At 68.6% G+C, this 24,232-nt stretch carries 24 protein-coding genes; 16 read left to right on the top strand and 8 right to left on the bottom strand.

The window, feature by feature from the left end; all coding sequences use genetic code 11:
• Positions 1-321, top strand: a complete 321-nt coding sequence (locus BLU77_RS10045; protein ID WP_089772797.1) for a hypothetical protein — start codon at positions 1-3, stop codon at positions 319-321.
• Between the two features lie 112 nt (positions 322-433).
• Complete coding sequence (locus tag BLU77_RS10040; RefSeq protein WP_217632398.1) at positions 434-1,444, top strand: LacI family DNA-binding transcriptional regulator; 1,011 nt, start codon at positions 434-436, stop codon at positions 1,442-1,444.
• 22 nt (positions 1,445-1,466) lie between these two features.
• Here the strand turns inward: BLU77_RS10040 and BLU77_RS10035 are convergent, their stop codons facing one another.
• The 3 genes from BLU77_RS10035 to BLU77_RS10025 all read right to left on the bottom strand — a co-directional run bounded on the left by BLU77_RS10035 (position 1,467) and on the right by BLU77_RS10025 (position 4,399).
• Complete coding sequence (locus BLU77_RS10035; protein WP_139177719.1) at positions 1,467-2,819, bottom strand: acylphosphatase; 1,353 nt, start codon at positions 2,817-2,819, stop codon at positions 1,467-1,469.
• Positions 2,820-2,891: 72 nt separating this feature from the next.
• Complete coding sequence (locus BLU77_RS10030) at positions 2,892-4,001, bottom strand: NAD(P)/FAD-dependent oxidoreductase (RefSeq protein WP_089772795.1); 1,110 nt, start codon at positions 3,999-4,001, stop codon at positions 2,892-2,894.
• Entirely contained in the window at positions 3,998-4,399 is a 402-nt protein-coding gene (locus tag BLU77_RS10025) for a nuclear transport factor 2 family protein (RefSeq protein ID WP_175477023.1), read from the bottom strand. The genes BLU77_RS10030 and BLU77_RS10025 overlap by 4 nt, the downstream gene beginning before the upstream one ends.
• Before the next feature lie 236 nt (positions 4,400-4,635).
• Here BLU77_RS10025 and BLU77_RS10020 point away from each other — a divergent pair, with 236 nt between their 5' ends.
• Genes BLU77_RS10020 through BLU77_RS10000 form a run of 5 tightly spaced genes read left to right on the top strand, consistent with a single transcriptional unit; the run spans position 4,636 to position 10,015 of the window.
• Positions 4,636-6,192, top strand: a complete 1,557-nt coding sequence (locus tag BLU77_RS10020) for an ABC transporter substrate-binding protein (RefSeq protein ID WP_175477022.1) — start codon at positions 4,636-4,638, stop codon at positions 6,190-6,192.
• A complete protein-coding gene (locus tag BLU77_RS10015) occupies positions 6,189-6,854 on the top strand; it encodes a haloacid dehalogenase type II (RefSeq protein ID WP_089772792.1) in 666 nt (221 codons plus the stop codon). The genes BLU77_RS10020 and BLU77_RS10015 overlap by 4 nt, the downstream gene beginning before the upstream one ends.
• The gene (locus BLU77_RS10010) at positions 6,851-7,921 is read left to right on the top strand and encodes an isocitrate/isopropylmalate dehydrogenase family protein (protein WP_089772791.1); all 1,071 of its coding nucleotides are present in this window, start codon (positions 6,851-6,853) and stop codon (positions 7,919-7,921) included. The genes BLU77_RS10015 and BLU77_RS10010 overlap by 4 nt, the downstream gene beginning before the upstream one ends.
• The gene (solA, locus tag BLU77_RS10005; RefSeq protein ID WP_089772790.1) at positions 7,921-9,060 is read left to right on the top strand and encodes an N-methyl-L-tryptophan oxidase; all 1,140 of its coding nucleotides are present in this window, start codon (positions 7,921-7,923) and stop codon (positions 9,058-9,060) included. The genes BLU77_RS10010 and solA overlap by 1 nt, the downstream gene beginning before the upstream one ends.
• Positions 9,061-9,067: 7 nt before the next feature.
• The gene (locus tag BLU77_RS10000; protein WP_089772789.1) at positions 9,068-10,015 is read left to right on the top strand and encodes a 2-hydroxyacid dehydrogenase; all 948 of its coding nucleotides are present in this window, start codon (positions 9,068-9,070) and stop codon (positions 10,013-10,015) included.
• 17 nt (positions 10,016-10,032) lie between these two features.
• Here BLU77_RS10000 and BLU77_RS09995 read toward each other — a convergent pair whose 3' ends face one another.
• The 4 genes from BLU77_RS09995 to BLU77_RS09980 form a co-directional block, all read right to left on the bottom strand.
• On the bottom strand, positions 10,033-11,538 hold the full coding sequence (locus tag BLU77_RS09995) for an NAD-dependent succinate-semialdehyde dehydrogenase (RefSeq protein ID WP_089772788.1): 1,506 nt from the start codon (positions 11,536-11,538) through the stop codon (positions 10,033-10,035).
• A gap of 70 nt (positions 11,539-11,608) precedes the next feature.
• Entirely contained in the window at positions 11,609-12,028 is a 420-nt protein-coding gene (locus BLU77_RS09990; protein WP_089772787.1) for a hypothetical protein, read from the bottom strand.
• Positions 12,029-12,065: 37 nt separating this feature from the next.
• Positions 12,066-12,605 (bottom strand): GNAT family N-acetyltransferase, encoded by a 540-nt coding sequence (locus BLU77_RS09985; RefSeq protein WP_089772786.1) that lies wholly within the window; start codon positions 12,603-12,605, stop codon positions 12,066-12,068.
• Between the two features lie 16 nt (positions 12,606-12,621).
• On the bottom strand, positions 12,622-13,860 hold the full coding sequence (locus BLU77_RS09980; RefSeq protein ID WP_089772785.1) for a cation diffusion facilitator family transporter: 1,239 nt from the start codon (positions 13,858-13,860) through the stop codon (positions 12,622-12,624).
• Positions 13,861-14,175: 315 nt separating this feature from the next.
• Between BLU77_RS09980 and BLU77_RS09975 the strand changes: the two genes are divergently transcribed.
• The 9 genes from BLU77_RS09975 to BLU77_RS09935 are packed head-to-tail and all read left to right on the top strand — an operon-like array spanning position 14,176 to position 23,921.
• Positions 14,176-15,717 (top strand): ABC transporter substrate-binding protein, encoded by a 1,542-nt coding sequence (locus BLU77_RS09975; protein ID WP_089773124.1) that lies wholly within the window; start codon positions 14,176-14,178, stop codon positions 15,715-15,717.
• A gap of 31 nt (positions 15,718-15,748) precedes the next feature.
• A complete protein-coding gene (locus tag BLU77_RS09970; protein ID WP_089772784.1) occupies positions 15,749-16,441 on the top strand; it encodes a haloacid dehalogenase type II in 693 nt (230 codons plus the stop codon).
• Positions 16,438-17,712, top strand: coding sequence for an NAD(P)/FAD-dependent oxidoreductase (locus BLU77_RS09965; protein WP_089772783.1), 1,275 nt, complete (start codon positions 16,438-16,440; stop codon positions 17,710-17,712). Before BLU77_RS09970 ends, BLU77_RS09965 begins: the two co-directional genes overlap by 4 nt.
• A 17-nt stretch (positions 17,713-17,729) precedes the next feature.
• Positions 17,730-18,674 (top strand): ABC transporter permease, encoded by a 945-nt coding sequence (locus BLU77_RS09960; protein WP_089772782.1) that lies wholly within the window; start codon positions 17,730-17,732, stop codon positions 18,672-18,674.
• A complete protein-coding gene (locus tag BLU77_RS09955) occupies positions 18,661-19,563 on the top strand; it encodes an ABC transporter permease (RefSeq protein ID WP_089772781.1) in 903 nt (300 codons plus the stop codon). The genes BLU77_RS09960 and BLU77_RS09955 overlap by 14 nt, the downstream gene beginning before the upstream one ends.
• A 43-nt stretch (positions 19,564-19,606) precedes the next feature.
• A complete protein-coding gene (locus tag BLU77_RS09950) occupies positions 19,607-20,338 on the top strand; it encodes a GntR family transcriptional regulator (protein ID WP_217632397.1) in 732 nt (243 codons plus the stop codon).
• A gap of 27 nt (positions 20,339-20,365) precedes the next feature.
• Entirely contained in the window at positions 20,366-21,385 is a 1,020-nt protein-coding gene (locus BLU77_RS09945; RefSeq protein WP_089772780.1) for an ABC transporter ATP-binding protein, read from the top strand.
• 5 nt (positions 21,386-21,390) lie between these two features.
• Positions 21,391-22,464, top strand: a complete 1,074-nt coding sequence (locus tag BLU77_RS09940) for an ABC transporter ATP-binding protein (protein ID WP_089773122.1) — start codon at positions 21,391-21,393, stop codon at positions 22,462-22,464.
• Positions 22,461-23,921: an aldehyde dehydrogenase family protein gene (locus BLU77_RS09935; protein ID WP_089772779.1), complete on the top strand. Its 1,461-nt coding sequence runs from the start codon at positions 22,461-22,463 to the stop codon at positions 23,919-23,921. The genes BLU77_RS09940 and BLU77_RS09935 overlap by 4 nt, the downstream gene beginning before the upstream one ends.
• 32 nt (positions 23,922-23,953) lie before the next feature.
• On the opposite strand, the gene BLU77_RS09930 is transcribed toward BLU77_RS09935, so the two are convergent.
• Positions 23,954-24,163: a heavy-metal-associated domain-containing protein gene (locus tag BLU77_RS09930; RefSeq protein ID WP_089772778.1), complete on the bottom strand. Its 210-nt coding sequence runs from the start codon at positions 24,161-24,163 to the stop codon at positions 23,954-23,956.
• Positions 24,164-24,232: the final 69 nt, after the last annotated feature.

Below are 24,232 nucleotides of genomic sequence, written 5' to 3'. Positions count from 1 at the left end.
ATGTTGCAATCCCAGACCGCGATTCTCGAGCGGAACACGACCTTCTCCGGCGACTTCGCCACCGAGCCCTTCGAGACGGGATGGACGCGAGAGGCACGCTGGTTCTTCCAGATCCTGTCCACCGAGGGGGAGCCCCAGGTGGACCTCACCACCCAGGTGTCTCCGGACGGGCTCACCTGGGTCGATCTCGACGATCCGCGGCAGGCGTCCGGCGAGCTGACCACCTGGCCGGTCCGCGAATACGGCCATTGGCTGCGCATTCGCGGCACAATGACCGGGGGCTCGGTGAAGGTGCGGATCTACCTGGCCCTGAAGAGTTGACGTAGCCGCCGAGGCTCGCCTCGCGTGAGCCGTGATACTGAATCGGACGTGCTCAGTGGACGATGACGAGATCAGAACGGGTGCGCCGCGCAGGCGGCGCACCCTACGAGACGTGGCCGACGCCGTCGGAGTATCGGTCAACACGGTCTCGCGGGCGCTCCGCGGCGAGTCCGGCGTGAGCGCAGAATCGCGCGAGACGATCCGACGTGCCGCCGAGCAGCTCGGCTATGTGCCCAACGTGCATGCTCGCTCGCTCGTCCTCGGTGGCCCGCGCACCATCGGTCTGGTCATCACGAACGTCTCGAACCCGTTCTACGCCGAGCTCATCAGCGCGATCGAGCAACGCGCGGCCGACGAGGGCTATCACATCGTCCTGTTCCTCAGCGAGGAGTCGACCGCCCGGGAACAGGCTGCCGCCGAGAATGTGATCCGGTCCGGGCTGGACGGCGTCATCGTGGTCCCGGTGCAGGGGGAGACGAACCCCTGGCAGGCGGTCGAGCGTGCAGGGATCCCGCTCGTCGTGGTCAATCGGCGCCTGGACGATCTCGACGTCGATACCGTGGCCACCGACAACCATGCGGGTGCGTATGCGGCGACCTCCCATGTGATCGCGCAAGGGGCGCGGTCGATCGTGATGCTCGAGGAAGACCTGCCCATCACCACGATCGATCAACGCATCCAGGGGTTCCGGGATGCTCTCGAGGACGCCTCGCTCCCGCTCGACGAACGCCAGGTGCTCATGGTGCCGACTCGGCGCAGTGATCGCGCTGCTCTCCCGTGGCAGGCCGGGGACGCCTATCGCGTGACCGTCGACCTGCTCGCGCGTGGCCACCGGCCGGACGGGTGTGTCGTGGGCAACGACTACTTCGCCTTGGGGCTCTACCGCGCCCTCCGCGAACGGGGTCTGCGATGCCCGGAGGACACGCTGGTGGTCGGGTTCGGGGACTACCCGTTCGCGGAGTTCTTGGAGCCGCCGTTGTCGACGGTGCGGCTGCCTGCTGGAGAGGTCGGTCGCGCCGCGGTCGACCGGCTGCTGCACCGGGTGAACGGTGCTGAGCCCAGGTCACGTGAGGTCACGCTGGTGCCGCCGGAGCTGGTCACCCGGAGATCGACCGGATCCTGACGCCGATCGACCAACGGCCGTCTCAGCGACGGATCTCGAACGAGGAGAGACCCTGCGGGTCCTCCTCGGTGATCTGGGTGCCGGTCACCTCGGCGTTTCGTGGCCCGGTGGCCAGCCAGTCGAGCAGGCTCCCGACGGCGTCCGGTGCGCCTTCCACCCACGCCTGTACTGCGCCGTCGGGAAGGTTGCGCACCCACCCGGCCACGCCCAGCCGTTCGGCGGTCCGGGAGCAGTGCATCCGGTACCCGACACCCTGGACGTGCCCGGCGACGTGCACGCGCCGGGCAATGCGATCGGTCGACGGGCGACGGCTCGAGGGCAGGTCCTCCGGCTCGAGCGTGTCCGGCTCGAGCGGCATCCCGGCGGTGCGATCGGCGTCCAGGCGGGACTGCGCCCGTTCCCAGCGCTTGCCGAGCACGCGGTCGTGCTCGACGCCGTACCACTGTGTGCCACCTGGCCGGGTGGTGTACTCGCCGAAGCAGATCCCGTCCGCCGTCTCGTAGAGGTCCACCCGGATGAATGGCACCTTGGCCGCCTTGGAGAGCGTGCGGGCGGCCTGCACGACCTCCTCGAAAGCCTCGGGAAGTGCCAAAGTCGGGTCGATCGTCCGGGAGGGGTCGATGGCTCCCAGGTCAGTCCCGTCGGCGTCGACGAACTTGGACACGACCGAGGAGTTGTCCGCGTGGCGGCCCACGGCGCGCAGGTGCACGTGCCCGATCTCGCCGTAGAAGGCGTAGACCTTGATGTCGGGCGGGACCTCGCCGTCCTCGCGTCCGTGCAAGTACTGTTCCGCGAAATAGGGCGCTGGTGCGCGGCGGGCCTCCTTGGCCTCCCGGAGCCTGTCGAGCACCTGCTCGGCCGTCACGGGCTCAGCGATGCCGGCGATCTGGTACCGGTCCCCGGCGCGTACAATCGGGAAGACGCCCTTGGAGTTCGACCCGCGGTCGGACTTGAGCACGAACTCCTCCGGCAGCGCGGCCAGATCGATCTCCTCGATGGAGTTCCAGATGCCATAGATCGCGGGAACCCGGACCCCGGCGGCACGGGCGATCGACTGCGAGTACAGCTTCCCGGCCAGGGAGATCCGTAGCGGCGCCGGCCCGTCCTTGCGCCGCACCACGGCGATGCGGCGCTCCGACTCGAGCATGTACTGGAAGGACGGGCCGCCCGCGGCCTCCGGGAGCCCTTTCGGTCCGGTCCGCGGTGCACCCACGCCGTCGCGACGAGGCTCTTCCTCCGCGCGGGCGCGCCACTCGGCGAGTTCCGCCGACAACGCTTCCAGCCTCGCCTTCTGCGTCCGGTTCGTCGCCCGGAGCTCACGGATCCGTTCGTCACGCCACCGCAACGGCGGAAGTTGTCGAATGAGCTGACGCACGCACACCCTCCCGTTGTTCCCCACCACACTCCTCCGGCGGTACCGCCGGTCCGAGGTCAGCGTAGCGGCGGGTCAGGCGAACCGGTGCGGTCGGAACGGCTCCAGCTCGTCGCGTCGAGTGCCGGCCAGGATCTCCTCGGCGAGTAGTTCGCCGAGGATGAGTCCCAGCGTCGCACCGCTGTGCGTGAAGGCGACGTGGTACCCGCGCACGTCGTCGAGCTCACCGACGACGGGGCGCTCATCGCCCGGGATGGGCTTGAGGCCGACGCCGTGGGAGCGCACGCGCAACTCCGGGTTCCCCGCGAGGACGCGCGTAGCGTCGGCGAGGAGTGTGGTGACGGCATCGTCGGGGACGGTGAAGCTCCCGTCAGGGTGGGCGACGGCGGCGGCGTTCCCCGCGGCCGAGTCCATCACCAGCGAACCGTCCGGCGCCGGGCGCAGCGCCACCCGTGCCGTGTTCAGCACGGCAGCAAGCTCGGTCTCGACCGGCTCGGTGCGAACCAGGGCGGCGACACTGGTGGCGTCCGGGATCCTGACACCGGCCTCGGCGAGCATCGACGGCACGCGCGCACCCGTGGCCAGCACCGCCGCATCCACCTCGATGGTGGATCCGTCCGCCAGGCGCACCCCGGTGACGTGGTCCCCGTCGTGAGCGATCGCCGCCGGACCGACCTCGGTCCGGATCTCGCCCCCGGCTCGCTCCATTTCGCCAGCGAGCGTCTCGACCAGGTCCGGCACGTGGACCCACCCCTCGGTCGGGTTGTAGACCGCGCCGGTGTCCGGGACCGACGTCGGATCGACGCCCGGAACACGTGCAGCGACGTCCGCGTGGTCGAACCATTCGGCCGGGTACTCGGCATCGAGCATGTGCTCGTAGGCCGCGATCAGGCCGTCGTGCTGGTCCGGTGGACGCCAGGCGAGACCGCCCGCGAAAGTGATGGCCTCCCGGGTCGCCGGATCCGCTGCCCGTCGCCGGTACCTGTCGATGCCGAGCAGGCGCAACCGGTGATAGTCGGGTGCGATGCGACCGAAGGAGTTCAGCCAGGAGAGGGTCCGGCCCGAGGCCTCGCTGCACAGTCCGCGCTCGGTCAGCAGCGTCACCGTGGCACCGCGCCGCGCGAGTTCAGCGGCTGTGGCCGCACCGAGGATACCGCCCCCGACGACGGCCACCCGGGCGCTCATCCGACGACCTTGCGGTAGGCAATCTTCTCCGCGACGAGCCCGTCAGTGAACCGGTAGAAGTCCGCGCCGTGCACCACGGCCGTCGTGCCGTCGGGTTCGGTGCGTTCGGAAGTCCATTCGGAGAAACCGCGGTCGCCGAGCAGGAACCGATCCCCATAGATGTGCCTCGATCGCCGGCTCGGGTCACGCCACATCTCTTCCAGTGCGGCGCGGATCGTCTCCCGCCCGACATGTCGAACACCCCATGGCTCCGGGCCGAACGATGCCTCGTACACACCGTCCGGAGTCATCATGGACACGATGCCCTCGATATCGCACTCGCTCCAGGCGCGTTGATAGCGCGCGAAGAAGGAGTCCTCAACCTGAGGTCGCTCTATCGGATCGGATGTGCTGACCATCCTCGTGCCCTCCCGAGTGTCGAACCTTGGCGGTGTGCCGACGATCGTAGCCATCCCGTGAGGGCAATTGTCAACAATTTCGGCGAACTCTTGTCAACAATCTTCTCTCTCGCTACCGTTGCAATTGCAGTGAAACTGCGTGACGCAGAGTCGCGTTGGAATATCGTCGACAATCGACGATGGGCACATCCGGGTGCGTGCGCGGCGCGTGCCGACATGACGGGCGGAGGCTGGGCATGGTGCAACATCGATGGTGGATCGGCGGTGCGCTGGTGGGTGCCCTCGGGCTCACCGGGTGCGGTTTCTCCGGAGGTTCGACCGACACCGACGGCGAGACCGGCGGTGAAGGCGACGCCGAGAGAGCGACGATCGGCTACGTGGAGGCGTTCTCGCCGAGCTCCGGTTTCGCGATCGGCAGTGACGATGCGTTCATCCTGACCAGGATCGGCTGTCTGGAGACCCTCTTGCGGTACACCCCGGACGGTGAGGTGGTGCCGGAGATCGCAACCGAGTGGGTCCAGAGCGAACCGACCACCTGGGAGTTCACGGTGCGCGAGGCCAGCTTCCAGGACGGCAGCGCCGTGACGGCTGAAGCTGTGGTGACTGCGCTCCAGGATGTGATCGACAGTGACACACCGCCCAGGTCGTTCAACCACGAGACGATCGCCGGCATCGAGGCGGCGGACGAGGCGACAGTGCGGATCTCGACCCCGGAGCCGGACCCGCTTCTCCCGCTTCGAGTGACAAGCCCGACCACCGGGATACTGGCACCGTCCGCGTACGGGGGTGAGCAGGTGGACCCGGTCGGCACGTGCACCGGGCCGTTCGAGATCACCGACATCGCCTCGGGTGTGTCCATCTCGTTGGAGGCCTACGACGACTACTGGGGTGGGACACCAGGGCTGGATGGGGTGGAGGTCCAGCACATCAGCGACGGTGAGGCACGCGTCACGCAGCTGCGCACCGGGGAGACCGATATCTCCGCGAACCTGCCGGCAGTGGCAATGACCCAGCTCGAGGGCGACGAGAGCATCGTCGCGGAGCCGTTCGAGCTGCCCCGCACCACCGGCATGCTGTTCAACCTGGACCAGGAACCGTTCGACGAGGAGGTGGTGCGCGATGCCATCAGGACGGCCCTCGACCTCGACGAGATCGTCGATGCCGTGTACGAGGGGTTCGCTGCCCCCGCGGTGGGTCCGTTCGCTTCGTCCGCGCCGTGGGCACCGGAGGCCGCCGCACCGGTCGAGTCCGACCCGGATGCGGCCGTGGCCATGCTCTCCGGCGCCGGCATCGACCCGGCCTCGATCGACTTCGAGCTGATCGCCTACACCGACCAGGTCGCCTTCGCCGATCTCTCCCAAGTAATCCAGGCCCAGCTGGCCGAGATCGGGATCACCGTGACGATCCGGTCCGGAGCCTACGCGTCCGTCGAGCAGGACCTGCTCGACGGCAATTACGACGCCACCCTGCTCTCCCGCAGCACGCTGACCGATGTGCCCGACCCGGGCGGCTTCCTCAGCTCGGACTACGGTTGCGACGGAGGGTACAACCTCTCCAACCACTGTGACCCGGACGTCGAGGCCGTGCTTCAAGAAGCGCTGGCCACGTCTGACGATGACACCCGCTACGGGCTCTATGCGGAGATGGCCTCGATGTTGCAAGAACGCGCCGTGACTGCGTTCCTCGTGCACGAGTACAACACCTACGGCGTCTCGGCTGACATCGCCGGGTATGTCGACGATCCCCTCGGCCAGCGCGTGATCACGACGGACCTGACGATGGAGGCACCATGAGCACCCGACCTCGCTACCTCACCTTTGACTGCTACGGGACCCTGACGGCGTTCGGGATGTCCGCCGCAACGCGCGAGATCTTCGCCGGCCGCGTGCCCGGAGAGCAGATGGAAGAGTTTCTCGAGTGGTTCAGCGTGTACCGCGGGGACGAGGTGATGGGGGACTGGCGGCCGTACCGGGAGATCATCACCCGTGCCCTTGTCCGGGCGGCGCGTCGGGTCGGGGTCGAGGCCACCGACACCGACGCCGACCAGATCTACGAACAGGTGCCGACCTGGGGACCGCATCCGGACGTGCCGGACGGGCTGGTCACACTCGCCGAGCAGTACCGGCTGGTCATCCTCACGAACGCCGCTGATGAACAGATCAGCGGCAACGTGGGCCAGCTCGGCGCTCCCTTCCACGCGGTCATCACCGCGGAGCAGGCCCGCGCGTACAAACCACGGCTCCAGGCGTTCGAGCACATGCTCACGGAGCTGGACTGTGCTCCGTCGGAGGTGGTGCACGTCTCGGCCAGCCCGCGCTACGACCTGCAGCCGGCCACCGACCTGGGCATCACCCAGACCGTCTACCTGAACCGCGGCTACGAGCCGAGCGCCCCGTACTACCACCGGTACGAGGTATCGAGCCTGACCGAGCTCGCGGAGGTGCTGGAGGGATGACCCGCATCGCGCAGATCGCCGGGGACGGGATCGGCCCGGAGGTGATGGCGGTCGCCCGTCGTGTGCTGGATGCCGCGGGTGTCACGGACCTGCAGTGGACCGAGCTGGACTGGTCCTGCGAGCGATACGCCCGGGAGGGGTCGATGATGCCTGCGGACGGCATGGACCTGCTCGCCGAGCACGAGGCCGTGCTGCTCGGGGCCGTCGGATGGCCGGGGGTGCCCGACCACATCTCCCTGTGGGGCCTGCTGATCCCGATCCGGCGGGCCTTCGATCAGTACGTGAACCTGCGCCCGATGCGTACCTTCGACGGCGTTCCCACCCCGGTGCGGGCAGATCTCGCCGAGGGTGTCGACATCGTGGTGGTCCGGGAGAACACCGAGGGGGAGTACTCCACCCTGGGTGGACGGCACGGCAGCGGCGCCGCCGAGACGGCCCTGCAGACCGCGATCTTCACCCGCGCCGGGATCGAGCGGATCGCCCACGTCGCCGCCCGGCACGCCGCCGAGCGCGGCGGGACGCTCACGGTCGCCACCAAGTCCAACGGGATCATCCACTCCATGCCGTTCTGGGACGAGGTGGTCCGTGAGGTGGCTCAGGAGTATCCGATCGAGGTGCACTTCGAACTGATCGACGCACTCGCCGCGCACCTGGTGATGCGCCCGGCTGACTACGACGTGGTCCTCGGTAGCAACCTCTTCGGTGACATCCTCAGCGACCTCGTAGGTGGGGTGTGCGGCAGCATCGGCATCGCACCGTCGGCGAACATCGACCCCACCCGGACCCACCCGTCCATGTTCGAACCGGTGCACGGATCCGCACCGGACATCGCTGGCCAGGGCCTCGCCAACCCGGTGGGGATGGTGTGGTCGGCCGCGATGATGCTCAAGCACCTCGGCAAGGAGAAGGAGACGAACCGGATCATGGCTGCCATCACCACCACCCTGGCCGACCCGGCCACCCGCACACCCGACGTGGGCGGCCTGGCCGACACTGAGACCGTGGCGGACGCACTCGTCGACCATCTGCGCTCCACAGCACCCCACGTCGAATCGGCGGTGGCGTGATGAACGCGAGGATCGCCGTCATCGGCCTCGGCACGATGGGCAGTATGGCACTGTGGCGCCTCGCTGCGAGGGGCGCCCACGTGGAGGGGTTCGAGCAGTACGGAATCGCCCACCCACGCGGCGCTGCGGGCGGACAGACCCGGCGCTTCTCCGCGCTGAGCCAGAGCGAGGTGCAGAACACTCCGCTCGCCCTGGACGCGCTCGAGCTCTGGCGAGGCCTGGAATCGACCTCCGGACGAGACCTGCTCACGCTCACCGGTGGGCTGGTGATCGGTAGGCCCGGCACCCCGGCGCTCGAGCAGGCGCGGGAGAGCTTGACCGCCCACGGCCTCGACCGCGAGGACCTGGGCACCAAAGAACTGCGCCACCAGTACCCGCAGCATGGGTTCCGCGACGGCGAGGAGGCCGTGCGGGATACCGTCACCGGCTACGTACGCCCCGAGCTGTCCGTGATGACGGCGATCGGTGCGGCCCGCGCGCGCGGCGCCATCGTGCACGAGTACACCCCCGTGCTGGAGGTCAGTGAGCGGCACGGCGGGGGAGTGCAGGTACGGACGCACGCCGGAACTCACGAGTTCGACCACGCGATCGTCGCCCCAGGGGCGTGGGCGCGCCGAGTGCTGCCGGAGGCCGCCGAGGTGGTCCAGCCGCGCCGTGTGGTGCAGTCCTGGTACCTCCCACGCGACGTGTCGGCCTACCAGCGCGAGGTGTTCCCGGTGTTCGAGCGGGTCGGGGACGTGCGTGCCTACGGGTTCCCGACCCTGGACCAGGCCACCGTCAAGATCGGTGCCTACCTCGGCCGCGAACACCCGCCGGTGGCGGACCCGGACAACCTGGACCGCGAGATCACCACCACGATGGTCGCCCAGCTGCGGGAGATCGTCACGACCTTCTTCCCGGGGCTGCACCCCGAGCCCGTCACGCTCAGCGCGCACCAGGAGGGGTACACCCCGGACAAGCGGTGGATCATCGGCACGGCGCCTGATCAGCCGAGCGTGATCACGGCGTGTGGGTTCTCCGGTTCGGGCTTCAAGTTCGCCCCCACGATCGGGGACATCCTCGCCGACCTGGCATTGGACGGCGGCACCTCCAGGGACATCGCGCGATTCGCTCCGGACAGGTTCGTCGGGGCGCGATGATGGTGCGATGACGTTCGTCCTGCGCACGGCCGACCCCACGAATGCACGAAGCATCACCGCACGTGCCCAGATCTTCAGCGACCGCTTCGCCCGAGACCTTCCGGACGTGCCGTGCATCACCGCCCCCGATGCGGTGGACCCTACTCAGGTGCGCTACCTGCTGACCTGGGACGCGCCACCGGACCTGGATCGCTACACCGGTCTGGAGGTGCTGTTCAGCATCGGTGCGGGGGTGGACCAGCTCGACCTGGACGCGGTGCCGCCGCACGTCGCGGTGGTGCGCATGATCGAGCCCGGGCTGGTGGCCACCATGCAGGAGTACGCCACGATGGCGGTGCTGATGCTGCACCGGGAACTGCCTCGGTACCTGGAGCAGCAGCGTGCCGGACAGTGGAACAACCACCCGGTGCGGCCCGCCCGCGGACGCCGGGTGGGCGTGCTCGGTCTCGGCATGCTCGGGCAGGCGGTGCTCGCCTCACTCGCGCCGTTCGGGTTCGAGCTGGCCGGCTGGAGCCGGTCGGCCAAGCAGGTCGACGGCGTGCGCTGCCTGCATGGGGAGGCAGCCCTGCCCGGCTTCCTCGCCGAGACCGACATCCTGATCTGCCTGCTCCCGCTGGTGGAGTCGACCGCGAAGATCTTGGACGCGGACCTGTTCGCTGCGCTGCCCCGTGGCGCCGGGCTGGTGCACGTGGGTCGTGGTGGTCACTTGGACCAGGCGGCGCTGCTGGAAGCGCTCGACAGCGGGCACCTGGCCGGTGCGGTGCTGGACGTGACAGACCCGGAGCCGCTTCCCGCCGATGACCCGCTGTGGCATCACCCGCGGGTGGTGCTCACCCCGCACGTGGCCGGTGCCACGCAGGCGGAGACGGCCGCCGATGCGGTCATCGCCAACATCCGCCGGATCCAGGCGGGGGAGCGGCCGGAGGGTTTGGTGGACCGGGCTCTCGGCTACTGAGGAGCCCGGTCCGCCAGCTACCCGAACGCGGGTACCGCCACGTACTTCATGTCGAGGTACTCCGCGATGCCTTCCGGCCCGCCCTCCCGGCCGAGACCGGACTGCTTGGTCCCGCCGAACGGTGCCGCCACCGAGGAGACCAGGCCGCGGTTGATCCCGACCATGCCACTGCGCATCCGGCCGGCCATCCGGCGGGCGCGGTCCAGGCTCGCAGTGATGACGAAGCCGGCCAACCCGTGCTCGGTGTCGTTCGCCCGGGCCAGCGCCTCGGCCTCGGTGCTGAATGTGCTGATCGCCGCGACGGGTGCGAACACCTCCTCGGAGATGATCGCCGCGTCGGCGGGCACCTGGTCCAGCACCACCGGGGCCAGGTAGCAGGAGCCCTCCGGGGCCTCGGCGCGGGCCACCTCGCGGGCGCCGCGCTCCAGGGCGTCGTCGGTGAGCCGCTGTGCCTTTGCCACCGCCCGCTCGTCGATCAGCGGGCCGAGGTCGACGTCCTCGTCGAACCCGGAGCCCACGCGGGTGGCCGCCATTCGCTCACCGAGCCGGGCCGCGAAGGCGTCGGCGATGCCCTCCTGTACGAGGAACCGGTTCGCGCCCACGCAGGACTGCCCACCCATCCGCATCTTCGCGATCATCGCCTGCTCGACCGCAAGGTCGAGGTCGGCATCGTCGAAGACCACGAATGGAGCGTTCCCGCCGAGCTCCATCGAGGTACGGAGCACCCGCTGACCGGAGCGTTCCAGGAGCAGGCGACCCACCGCCGTCGACCCGGTGAAGGACACCTTGCGGAGCCGTTCATCGGCGAGCAGCGCGGCGCACACCTCGTCGGCGCGGGTGGTGGTGATCACCGAGACCACCCCCTGCGGGGCCCCGGCGTCCTCCACGATCCGCGCGAAGGCGAGGGTCACCAGCGGAGTCAGCTCGGCAGGCTTCACCACGGCGGTGCACCCGGCCGCGATCGCCGGGGCCAGCTTGCGGGTCACCATCGCCAACGGGACATTCCACGGGGTGATCAGCAGGCAGGGTCCGACCGGCTCGGCGACGGTGACGATCTGGAAGTCCCCTGTGGGGGCGGTGCTGGAGCGGCCGTGCACGCGCACGGCCTCCTCGGCGTACCAGCGCACGTAGTCGGCTGCGTAGATCACCTCTCCGCGTGCCTCGGTGAGCGTCTTGCCGGTCTCCAGGGTGATCAGGTGAGCGAGGTTCTCCTGGTCGGCGCGCATCGCGGTGTCGACGCGGTGCAGCAGGGCGGCACGCTCGGCCGGGGTGCTCGCTCGCCACTCCTCGGCAGCGGCGTCGGCGGCGGAGAGTGCCGCGAGGCCGTCTGCCACGTCACAGTCGGCCACCGACGCGACGACCGCACCAGTGGCGGGGTCGGTGACGTCGAAAGTGCTGGCCGCCTCTCGCCAGCTGCCGGCCAGATAGCCGGAGCGGAGCTCGGCAGCGAGGGTCAGGGCATGGTCGCGCCGTGCCGCTGCCGGATCAGTGGTGCCCTGTACCTGGTCGATCGTCTGAGTCATCTCACCTGCTCCGTTCCGGGGGGCCTGCTAACAGCGGTGCCCCGGCCGCGTGGGCCGGGGCACCTGGGGCTCATGCGGTCGCGAACGCGTCGACCTCTTCGGCGTGCACGTGCAGCATCCGGGCCAGCCGCCCTGAGCCGCGGTTGAAAGTCAGCGGGTTCGCCTCGCCGCCGGCGATCTTCTCCTTCGTGTCGTCGAAGAACGCGGGTGCCTGGTCGGGGCGCTTGTCCGACTTGTCATCCGGGTAGAGCGGGTTCACCGTGTCCTGGATTTTCGGCCACAGGGCTCGTGCGGCCTCCGTGGACTCGAACTCCAGTGCGAGCACGTAGGTGTTCGGGAGCAGCTCGCCGGAGGTCTCCCGCAGCACAAAGCCGCCCAGATAGCCCGGATGACCGTCCAGCTCACGCAGCCAGTTGCTCAGGTACTCCCGGGCGTCCTCCGGACGGTCCGGGTCGGCGACGTAGATAAACAGGTCGCGGCGCTTGGTCACAGTGAATCTCCTTCGATGTGGTGTGGGTGGTGCAGGATCAAGGAATGCGAGCGAGTGCCGGGAACTCGTAGTACATGGCTTCGGAAGGGCCGTAGGTGTCGTCATGCACCAGCTCGGCGCCCATCGCGGTCCAGAACGCCACGGCTCCGGGGGAGCTGAGCAGGGTGTGGAACGCGATGCGTTCGTAGTGCCCGTCCCGCGCGGCCTTGTCGAGGACGTTCCGCACCAGTGCCTTGGCGATGCCCCGACGGCGGTGCTCGCGCAGCGTATAGACGCGCACCACTTGACCGGTGCTGCCGTCGTCGTAGCGCTCGACGAGGTCCTCCGGCGTCACGCCAGGTCGGAGTCGCCCGTCCCGCATGCCGCCGGTCGCGACGATCTGATCGGTGACCTCGTCCACCACCACCAGCATGAACGGGCCGTCGGCACGGTCGTAGGTACCGAGCAGATCATCGATGTCGGCGTGGATCACGGCGTCGTGCTCGGCGCCGAAGTCCTCGACGACGGAGCGCATCATCACGGCCTGCGCTGCCGGCACGTCGGCCGGGGCGAGCGGGCGGATCGTGAAACCGGGCATGGTCTCCTCCCTTCCTCTACAGTTCCGGCAGACCCTTGGCCGCGCGGTAGGCGGCGCGGGCCTCTGCGTTGGCGTGATGGGCGGTGAGTTCGTGCAGCTGTGCCGGCTGCTGGCCGTCCACGACGGGGTTGATGTGAACGACGACGTTCTCGATGTGAGCCACCTTGTGGATCACGTCGTGCTCAGCAGTCTCAGCGATCGCGTGGGACTCGAGCGTGCTGAGGGTGGAGTCGACGGCGAGGTTGGCGTCGGCCTCTAGCCGGTGACCGGACCAGCGTGCCCGCACTCGGTCCACGGAGACGACGCCGGGAACCGCCTCGAGTACAGCGGTGATCTTCTCGATGGTGCCGGGCTCGACTCCGTCCATCAGGCGCCGCATCGTGGTGCGCACGGACTGGACGAGGATCCACAGGATGGCCGCGGCGATGACGAAGCCGATGAGGGCGTCCGCCTGCGGGAAGCCCATCCACACCCCGATCACGCCGATGACCACGGCGATGGAGGTGAGGCCGTCCGCACGAGCGTGCTGGCCCTCGGCGATCAGGGCTGCGCTGCCGATCCGGCGGCCGGTACGGATCCGGTAAATCGCGACGATCTCGTTGCCGGCAGCGCCGACGAGGCCGGCGGCGAAGACCCACCACAGGTTCGTCAGCTCGCGCGGTTCGACGAGCGCGTCGACCGACTCCCAGATGATGACCGCGGCAGAGACCGCGATGATGAGGGAGATGAACAGCCCGACAATGTCCTCGGCGCGCCGGTAGCCGTAGCTGTACATCTTCGAGGCGGCGCGCTGGCCGATCCGGAACGCGATCACCAAGGGGATCGTGGTGACGGCGTGCCCCACGTTGTGCAGAGTGTCGGCCAGCAGGGCGATCGAGCCGGAGATGGCCACGATCACGATCTGCAGGATGGCGGTGGCCGCCATGCCGGCCAGTCCGATCCAGGCGGCTCGGATGCCCTCCTTGCTGGACTCCTCGGCTGACTGGATCGCCTCGTTCGAGTCGTGCGAGTGCGGCACGACCATGTGCTTGATCTTGCCCCACAGGCCGTGCCCGTGGTCGTGATCGTGGTCGTGGTCGCCATGGCTGTGCCCGTGCCCGCCGTGCTCGTGGTCGCCGTGATCGTGATCGCCATGGTCGTGCCCATGGTTGCTGTGGTCGTGCCCGCTGTGGCTGTGCTTGCCGTGGCCGTGCTCGTGGTCGCCGTGCGGTTGCTCGGTGGTTGTCGACGAGTCGGTCGGGGAGTGCTGGGCCATCGTGGCGTCCTCACTACTGGGCTGTTGTGACGGTCGGGACACTACTCACGTCAGCACCGTCGGTCAAGATTGTTAACAATAATTCTTGGATCGTTTGGAGGGCCGCGTGGCGCATCGATCAGTGCCGCTGGGTCCCTGTGATTAGGCCATATCCGCACCACAGTGCGCCTCGCGCTGTGCCCTCAGTCACACCTACGGGGTGTCGACCGAGGGCAACTTTCCACGAGACTGTTGACAATGAGGTGAGGCTTCTCTAGCGTTCCAGAAACCCGGCGGCCAAAGGCGGTCGCTCCCCACGACGCAGAGGTGGTCATGATGCGATCTGGTGCACGAGTCGCGGCTACGGTCGCGACACTCGCCCTGGGCCTGTCGGCCTGTGGATTCGACGGAGGCAATTCGGGCGAGGACGGACCCTCTTCCTCCGACGACCAGTCGCTCGTCATCAGCATGCAGTTCACGCCCACGCGCGGCTTCGCCATCGAGACCGACGACGCGAACATCCTCACCCAGCTCGGGTGCATGGAGACCCTGCTGCGGTACAACGACCAGACCGGAGAGCTCGAGCCCCAACTCGCCACGGCATGGGAGAAGGTCGAACCCACGGTCTGGGAGTTCACCCTGCAGGAGGGCGTGATCTTCCAGAACGGCACCGCCCTGACCGCTCAGGCAGTCGCGGACGCCTTGCAGCACCAGCTCGAGGTCGAGGCCCCGGCACGAGCCTTTGGCCCTTCCCACATCGCTGGTATCGAAGCGGTCGACGAGCAGACCCTCCAGGTCACGACACCGGAAGAGAGCAGACTCCTGCCCTTCCGGATGGCCAGCGTGAACACCGGCATTCTCGCCCCGGAGGCGTACGCGGACAGCGGTATCGACCCGATCGGGACGTGCACCGGCCCGTTCGCCATCACCGACTACCAACCGAGCCAGTCCCTGACGCTGGAACGCAACGAGGACTACTGGGGCACTCCCGCCGCTCTGGACTCGGTCGAGGCGCTGTTCGTCCCCGAGGGAGCGACGCGCGCCACCCAGGTGCGAGGCGGCGAGGCGGACATCGCGATGGCCGTCCCATCCACCTCGCTGACCGATCTCGAAGCGACGGAGGGCCTCACTGTCACGCGCGAGTTCACCCCGCGGACCACCGGCCTGTACCTGAACAGCTCACGCGAGCCCTTCAGCGACGTCCGCGTGCGTCAGGCGGTGCAGCTCGCCCTCGACCTCCCGGCGATCGCTGCCACGGTCTACAACGAGACGGCGCAGCCCGCGATCGGGCCGTTCGCCCCGAACGAGGCCTGGGCACCTGAGATCGAGCCCGCGCAGCAGGACCTGGACGCGGCGCGTGACCTCCTCGCCGAGGCCGGTTACCAGGAGGGCGACCTCAGCCTCACTCTCCTCGGTTACACCGAACGCCCCGAGTTCGGCGACCTGGCCGCCGTCGTGCAAGCCAACCTGGGTGAGATCGGGATCGAGGTGGAGGTGAACATTCCCGACTACGCCGCCATCGAGCCCGACCTGCTCTCCGGCGACTACGACATGACGCTGCTCTCCCGCAACCACCTGGTCGATATCGCCGACCCGAGTGGCTTCCTCACCGCCGACTACACCTGCGACGGCGGGTACAACATCTCCCATTACTGCAACGAGGAGTTCGACGCGATGCTCGCCGAGGCGGGGTCGCACGAGGACGAGACCGAGCGGCAGGCCGCCTACGCCGACGTGGCCCAGTTCCTGCAGGAGGAAGCGGTGACCGTGTTCATGGTGCACGAGCAGACCCTGGCCGCCGTCAGTGACGACGTCACCGGATTCCGGGACGACCCGCTGGTGCGGTACGCCATCACCCCCGACGTCAGCCTGAACTGACACCACCGACGACGAGACGAAAGAGAGACCCATGGACCTGACCGGCTTCCGCCCCCGCTACATCACCTTCGACTGCTACGGCACGCTCACCAACTACCAGATGAACGACGCGGTCACCCCACTGGTCACCGATCGCGTGGCGCCGGAGGACCTGCGGGTGTTCCTGAAGGACTTCCGCGCCTACCGGATCGACGAGGTGCTCGGCGCCTACCAGCCGTACCGGGAGGTGCTGCGGCATTCGTGGCAGCGGGTGTGCAACAGGTGGCGGATCCCGTACCGGCACACCGATGTCGAGGTGATCACCGCGGCCCTCGCGTCCTGGGGGCCGCACCCCGACGTTCCCGAGGCTCTCGCGGCCCTCGCATCGGAGTATCCGCTGGTGATCCTGTCCAACGCCGACGACGACCTGCTCGCCGGGAACGTCGAGCAGCTCGGCGTGGACTTCCACCGTGTGTTCACCGCCGAGCAGGCGAAGGCCTACAAGCCCCGCTATCAGGCCTTCGACTACATGCTCGACCAGCTCGACTGCGGGCGGGACGAGATCCTGCACGTGAGCTCGCACATGTGGTACGACGTGATCCCCTGTCACGAGCAGCGGATCACGCACAAGGTGTACGTCAACCGCGGGTACGACCCGTCCACCCCGTTCTACGAGTACGCCGAGACGCCGGATCTGACCGGTGTCCCCGAGCTGCTCGGCCTGACCGTCGGAGCCGCTCGATGAAACTGCGTTCCTACTGGCTCGACACGGCGACGCCGGCCGGAGACTTCCGGCGCACCCCCTTGCCCAGGCGAGCGGACGTCGTCGTGATCGGTGCCGGCCTGACCGGACTCTCCACGGCGCTGCACCTGGCCCGGGACGGCGCCCAGGTGGCGCTCGTCGAGGAGCACACGGTCGGGTGGGGTGCGTCGGGCCGCAACGGCGGCATGGCCACCACCGGCCTGGCGATCGGATACCCGACGGCGGTCAAGCGGTATGGGCAGGCACGTGCGGGCGCGATGTTCCACGCCTACAACGACGCGATCGACACGGTGGAGAAGCTGGTCGCCGAGGAGGGGATCGATTGCCACTTCGACCGGGTCGGCAAGCTCACCGTGGCGAGCAAGGCGTCCCATTACGACGGCTACCAGCGTGCCGCCGACATGCTGGCCGACATCGGGCACGAGGTCCGGTTGGTACCGCCGGAGCGGATCCACACCGAGATCGGCAGCGATGCCTTCCCGGGCGGCCTGGTCGACCCGTTGGGGGCGGCCGTGCACGTGGGGGAGCTGTGCGCCGGGCTCGCCCGGGCCGGCGTGCGGGCGGGGGTGAGCATCCACGAGGACTGTGAGGTGACCGAACTGCGCAAGGCCGGCGGGGCTCGCCATGATGTGCACACCTCCCGCGGTGTGATCCGCGCCGATCGCGTGGTGGTCGCCACCAGCGGCTACACCGGTGGTGCTCTGCCCTGGCTGCGCCGCAGGATCGTCCCGATCGGGAGCTACATCATCGCTACCGAACCGCTCTCGCAGGAGCTGGTGGACGAGATCATGCCGACCCGTCGGGTCGCCTCTGACACGAACCGGGTCTGCTACTACTTCCGGATCACACCGGACAACCGGCTCCTCTTCGGTGGCCGGGCCCGGTTCGCCGTGTCGGTGCGCGAGTCGGACGCGAAGAGTGGACGCATCCTGCACCAGGGCATGCTCCGGATCTTCCCGCAGCTGAAGGGCAAGCGGATCGACTACTGCTGGGGCGGCCTGGTCGACATGACCATGGACCAGATGGTGCACGCCGGTGAACGGGACGGCGTCATCCACTCCGTGGGATACAGCGGTCACGGCGTGCAGATGGCCACCCACATGGGTTCGGTCATTGCCCGGATGATCGCGGGTGACGAGGACGCGAACCCGTGGCGCGGACTGCCCTTCCCTGCAGTACCCGGGCATGTCGGGCCGCCCTGGTTCCTTCCCCCGGCCGGTGCGTTCTTCCGGCTCCTGGACAAGATCAACTGATCGGAGGTGGCGCGGCGATGTTCTTCCTGCTGAGACGACTCACGGTGCTGGTGGTCACCCTGCTGCTGGTCTCCTTCCTGGTCTTCCTCGTACCGTTCATCACCCCGGGAGACCCGGTACGCAAGATCTTGCGCGCCCGCACCGGACAGCTCGACCTCGACCCGGCGCAGGTGGAGCGACTGCGAGTGGAGTACGGGCTGGACCGGCCGATGCTCGAGCAGTACGTCGAATGGCTCGGCCGTGCCTTCACCGGCGACCTGGGCATCTCCTACACCAGCCGGGCGCCGGCACTGGACATGATCGGCGGCGCACTCGGGGTGACAGCTACCCTCGCGGTCGTTGCCCTGCTGTTCGCGCTCGCCGTGGCGCTTCCACTCGGGGCGCTCGCCGCCGCCCGCCGGGGCCGGACCGCCGACACCGTGGTCACCTCGATCAGCCAGGCGTTCGTGGCGATCCCGGAGTACTGGATGGGACCGGTGCTCGTGCTGATCTTCGCCCTCGGGATGGGGGTGCTGCCCTCGGCCGGGTGGGCAGGACCATCATCAATGATCCTGCCCTGCCTGGTGCTCTCGCTCCGGCCGATGAGCTACTTCACCCAGGTGGCACGTGCCTCGATGGTGGACGTGTTGGAGTCCCCGCACTTCCTCGCCGCACGCAGCCGCGGGCTGAGCTTCGCCCAGACGATGCTGCACCACGGCCTGCGCAACTCGTTGCTTCCGGTGGTCACCCTGTTCTCCATCTGGCTGGCCGGCCTGCTCGGCGGCTCGGTGGTGATCGAGGTGATCTTCGCGATCCCCGGGATGGGCCGGCTGCTGTTCGAGTCCGTCACCAACGGGGACACCCCGGTCATGCAGGCCGCCATCGTGATGATCGTCGGACTGACGGTCCTCATCACCACCCTGACCGATGTGCTCTACGCGCTGATCAACCCGACGGTGAGGTCCGCCAATGTCTCTTCTTGACAACCCGGCTTCCAAAGCGCTCGACGGGACCGATGACGCCATCCCGTTGCGCGGCGGTGCTGCCGTGCGCGGCTGGGAGCAGCTGCGCACCTGGCCGTTCGTCCTGCGCGTCGGTGTCGGCGCTCTGCTGACGATCGTCGTGATCCTGCTGCTCACACCGCTGATCGCACCGTACGACCCGGCCACCCAGGAGTTGGGGGAACGGCTCTCCGGCCCCACCTCCGAGCACCTGCTGGGTACCGACCAGCTGGGCCGCGACGTGCTCTCCCGCCTGATGTGGGGCGGCCGCTTCTCGGTGTCCATCGCCGCAGTGACCCTCGTCATCTCCTCCGTGGTCGGGACCCTCATCGGACTGATCGCGGCACGGGTGCGCGGCCCCTTCGACGAGTTCGTGATGCGCCTGTCGGACATCCTGCTGGCGTTCCCGGAGATGATCGTGGCGATGTTCCTCGTGGCCGTGATCGGCCCGAGCTACGGCACGCTGATCCTCGCCCTGGTCATCGGCGGATGGACACCATTCGCGCGACTGGCGCGCAGCCTTGCGCTGGAGATCAACGCCCGCGACTTCGTCGAGGCGGCCGAGAGCCTGGGGATGTCGCGCCGGTACATCATCATGCGACACCTGCTGCCGAACGCGCTCAGCCCACTGCTGGCGCACGCGGCGCTGCGGTTCGGACACAAGCTCATCACCGTCGGCGGGCTCTCCTACCTCGGTCTGGGGGTGCAGCCGCCGGACAGCGACTGGGGCTCGATGCTCGCCGACGGGCAGCCCTACATGACGCAGGAGGCCGGTCTGGTGATCTACCCGGGCCTGGCGATCTTCCTGGCGGCGCTCGCTGTGACGCTGATTGGCCAGGGCATCAATGTACGTCGCGCACGGCAAGAGTGAGGGCACGATGGTCGAGAGATGGTCATCACCGAGAGGGGTCGCAATGAAACAGGCACAGCCGAACGGACACGTGCGTAAGAGGACGCTGTCATCGGTCATCACCTCCCAGCTGCGGCAACGCATCACCGACGGGACCTACCCGCCTGGGTCCCAGCTGAACGAGGTGGAGATCGCGAAACAGTTCTCCACCTCGCGCGGCCCGGTCCGCGAAGGGATGCAACGCCTCGTCCAGGAGGGACTGCTCGTCTCCCACCCGCACCGCGGGGTCTTCGTTCCCGTGCTCACCTACGACGACGTCAAGGACCTGCTGCTGGCCCGTGCCGCCATCGAGCGAGCCGCGATGCTGGAGCTGAGCCGTCGAGGGCTGCCGGCCGCCACGATCGCCAGCCTGGAGCAGGTGCTCGGGCAGATGGCAGTCGCGATCGACAACGGTGACTGGTCCGGTGTGGCCTCTGCTGACCTGCAGTTCCATGAGGAGATCGTGCACGCAGCCGGCAGCCCTCGGCTGAGCCGGATGTACGGCGCTCTGATCGGGGAGGCCCGGCTCGGGATCAACATCCTCGTCTCGAGCATGGACGGGCGCTCGGACTATCTCGAGGAGCACCGGCGCATCTTCGACATGCTCACCAATGGCGACCGGCAAGCCCTGCTCGCCGAGCTCGACCGGCACATCGGGGTCGGCCTGCGGACCATCCGGCACGAACTCGGTGCCGATCAGGAAGGTCCGGAGGCAGACCTGGAGCCGTACGTCGGCACCGAACCCAGCACACGATAAGGAATCGCCCGATACACGGGAGGCATCATGACGGCATTGCTCGAGATCGAGGACCTCACGGTCGCCTTCAACGGCGCGCGACCAGTGATCGACAACCTCTCGCTCGAGGTCGCTCCGGGAGAGGTCGTCGCGCTGGTGGGCGAGTCCGGGTCCGGGAAGTCGATGACTGCGATGTCGGTGACCCGGCTACTGCCACCGGCAGCGCGAATGTCGGCGAGCACTCTCCGGTTCGATGGGACGGACCTGCTCACCGCCCCCGACGCCCGGCTGAACAAGATCCGTGGTGACCACATCGGCATGCTGTTCCAGCAACCGAAACGGATGCTCGACCCCACGGCGACCGTCGCCCAACAGGTGGGCGAGCCGCTCCGCCGTCATCTGGGGATGAGCAGGAAGGCCGCGCACGAACATGCGGTCGAGCTGCTCGCCGACGTGGGGATCGCCGAGCCGGAGCGGCGCGCCGGGTCCTACGCACACCAGCTCTCCGGTGGGATCGCGCAACGGGTGATGATCGCGATAGCCCTGGCCGGTCGGCCCGAACTGCTCATCGCGGACGAACCGACGACAGCCCTGGACGTCACCGTCGAGGTGCAGATCCTGCAGCTCCTGGCTGCCAAGCGCGCGCAGTACGGGATGGCGATGGTGTTCATCTCGCACGACCTGCGGGTGGTCGCCTCGATCGCCGACCGGATCGCTGTCATGTACGCCGGCCGGATCGTGGAGACGGGAACCGCCGACCAGATCCTGAACGCTCCCCAGCATCCGTACACGAAGGCGCTCACCACCTGCTCGACGTTGTGCTGCAACGACGACGGCTCGCTCTACGTCATCCCCGGTGACGTGCGTTCGGCCCAGGAGATCACCGCTGGGTGCCGGTTTCAGCCGCGGTGCGAGGTGGCGCGTGAACACGGGATCCAGGCGAAGTGCCGGGGAGAGGAACCCGCACTCGAGCCCTGTGGGGACGGCAGTGCATCCCGCTGCTGGGTGACCATCGACCGCAAGGGCCCTGAGCGATCCGACGACTCCGGCAAGGGAGCAGCGGCGTGAGTGCGATGACGAAGCCTGAACGGACCGAGTCGACGGTGTCGGCCCAGCGCGACATGGTGGTGCTCACCGATGCGGTCAAGTATTTCCCACTGCCCCGGCAGCGGCTGTTCGGACCGCGCGAGCAGGTGCATTCAGTGGACGGGGTCACGCTGAACGTGCGTGCCGGTGGCGTGCTCGGTCTGGTGGGGGAGTCCGGCTCGGGGAAGAGCACCCTCGCCCGGGTCATCCTCCGACTGCTCCGGCTCAGCTCCGGCACCGTCGAGGTTGACGGGAAGGACGTCACATCCCTGAGCAACGGCGAACGGGCGGCACTGAGCCGCGTCGTGCAACTGGTGTTCCAGGACCCGCACGCGGCCATGGATCCCCGGATGACGATCGGGGAGAGCCTGATCGGCGTCCTGACGCAGCACGGCATCGGTGATCGTGAGTCCCGACGTGGTCGGGTGCTCGCGGGCCTCGACGAGGTGGGCCTGGACGAGACCTACCTGGACCGCTACCCGGGCGAGTGCTCCGGTGGTCAGCTGCAGCGCGTCGGCATCGCACGAGCACTCCTGCTCGACCCCAAAGTCCTCGTCTGCGACGAGCCCACCTCCGCACTCGATGCCTCGGTCCAGGCCCGCGTGCTCAACCTCATCGGTACGTTGCGCCGCGAGCGCGACCTGACGATCGTGATGATCTCCCACGACCTGCGTGTGGTGCAGTTCATCTCGGACCGGGTCGCCGTGATGTACCTCGGTCAGATCGTCGAGGTCGCCGACCGGGACGATCTCTTCGACGGAGCCATGCATCCCTACACGATCGCCCTTCTCGAGGCGGGAATGGGCGACGGTGTCCGGGACGAGTCCGGGGCCGTCGCGGTGGGAGACCCACCCTCGCCGGTGAACCCACCGACCGGCTGTCGGTTCGCGGGCCGCTGCCCGCTGGCCACCCAACAGTGCGAGGACGAACAGCCCGACCTGGTGGAGATCGCGCCTGGTCACCAGGTGCGGTGCCACCGGTGGAGCGAGGCCCGGACACTGCTCTGCGACGAGGAGCCGCTCGAGGTCGGCGCAACGCTCACCGCTCCGGAGCTGTCGTGACCACCCTGGCCCCGCACGGGTCGCGGGTCGACGCACTCGTCCCCGGCGGCGGCTACTGGTCTGGCACCTGGCAGGACGGGTCGCGGCGTCGGACGATCCGGGACCCGCAGGACGGTGCCCAGGTGGGGGTGGTCGCTGAGGTCAGCGCGGCAGAGACCCATGCGGCCGTCACCGACCTGCTCGATGCCTGGCAGCAGACCCCCTGGCCGGTGTGGCGCCGTCGGGAGTGCCTCGACCTGGCCGCCGCACGGGTGGAGGCACGGGCGGAGAGCTTTGCCCGGCTGATCAGCGCCGAAGGCGTCAAGACGCTCACGGAGGCGCGCCGCGAAGTCACCCGCACTGCCGAGACGCTGCGCCTGTCCGCCCGTGCGGCAGCCCGGCTGACCGGCACGACAGTGCCGTTCCAGGACAGCCCACGGGGCGCGGAGTGGCTCGGCTGGACCACGCGGGAGCCGATCGGGCTGGTCGCTGCGATCACCCCCTTCAACGACCCGCTGAACCTCGCCGCACACAAGGTGGGTCCGGCACTGATAGCCGGGAACCCGGTGGTGCTCAAGCCCGCCGAGCAGACGCCGCTGACCGGACTTGCCCTGGCCCAGGTGCTCCTCGATGCGGGGGTACCGCCCGGCCTGCTGGCGGTGCTTCCGGGGGCGGAGGCGGGCCCGGCGCTCGTCGCGGACCCGAGGGTCGCCGTCGTGTCCTTCACCGGTGGGTCGGTCACGGGTGATCGGATCGCCGCCGGCGGGCGTGCGCGCAAGCTGCTCATGGAGCTGGGCGGGAACAACGCCGTCATCGTGTGCGCCGACGCGAGCGTGCCGCAGGCGGCACGACTGATCGTCGATGCCGCGTTCGGCGTGGCCGGGCAGAACTGCCTGTCCGTGCAGCGGGTGTTCGTCGCGGAGGCGATCGCCGACGAGCTGCGGACCAGGATCGTCGAGCTCGCCAGAGCGCTGCGGGTCGGCCGTAAGGAGGACCCGGACACGGACATCGGCCCGATGGTCTCCGAGGTTGCGGCCCGGCGGGTGGAATCGGCGATCGGGCAGGCGGTGGCGACTGGTGCCGTGCTGCACACCGGGGGAGGGCGCAGCGGGACGTTTGTCGAACCCACGGTGCTCACCGCGGTGCCGGCGGCTGCGCAGGTGCGGACCGAGGAGATGTTCGGCCCTGTCGTGCTCGTCGATGCCTTCGCCACCATCGACGAGGCGATCACCGGGGCGAACGCCACCGAGAACGGGATGCAGGCGGGGGTGCTCACCCATGACCTGGACCAGGCGCTCCGGATCGCGGACGGGTTGCGGGTGGGAGCGGTGCTCATCAACGACAGCTGTGACTTCCGTGCCGACGGGATGCCGTTCGGCGGGATGAAGCGTTCGGGGATCGGGCGCGAGGGTCCGGACTGGGCGGTCGAGGAGCTGACCGTCCCCAAGATCGTCGCCGTCCACCGTTCGACCGGGTGAGGGCCGAGCGATGGACGGCGGACGTGTGGCGATCAGAGGCGGGATGCCTCGTAGCCGGCCTCCTCGACGGCGGCGAGCACGGCGGCATCGTCCACCTCGGCGGAGGACTCAACCTCGAGACGCCCAGCGTCGACATCCACGTTGAGGACGCGGATGCCCTCGACGGTCTCGACCTCAGCGGTGACCGAGCCGACGCAGTGCGTGCACGTCATGCCCTTGACCTCGTAGGTGGCAGTGGTCATGGTCCATCTCCTTCGCTCTCGGTTCATGCCACAGGTAACCCTGGAACAGTTCCATCATAATACCCCCTA

The organism is Ruania alba, from assembly GCF_900105765.1.
Lineage (GTDB): Bacteria > Actinomycetota > Actinomycetes > Actinomycetales > Beutenbergiaceae > Ruania > Ruania alba.
Note: the sequence above shows the minus strand (reverse complement) of the source record. Positions and strands in the feature narration are given on the sequence as shown.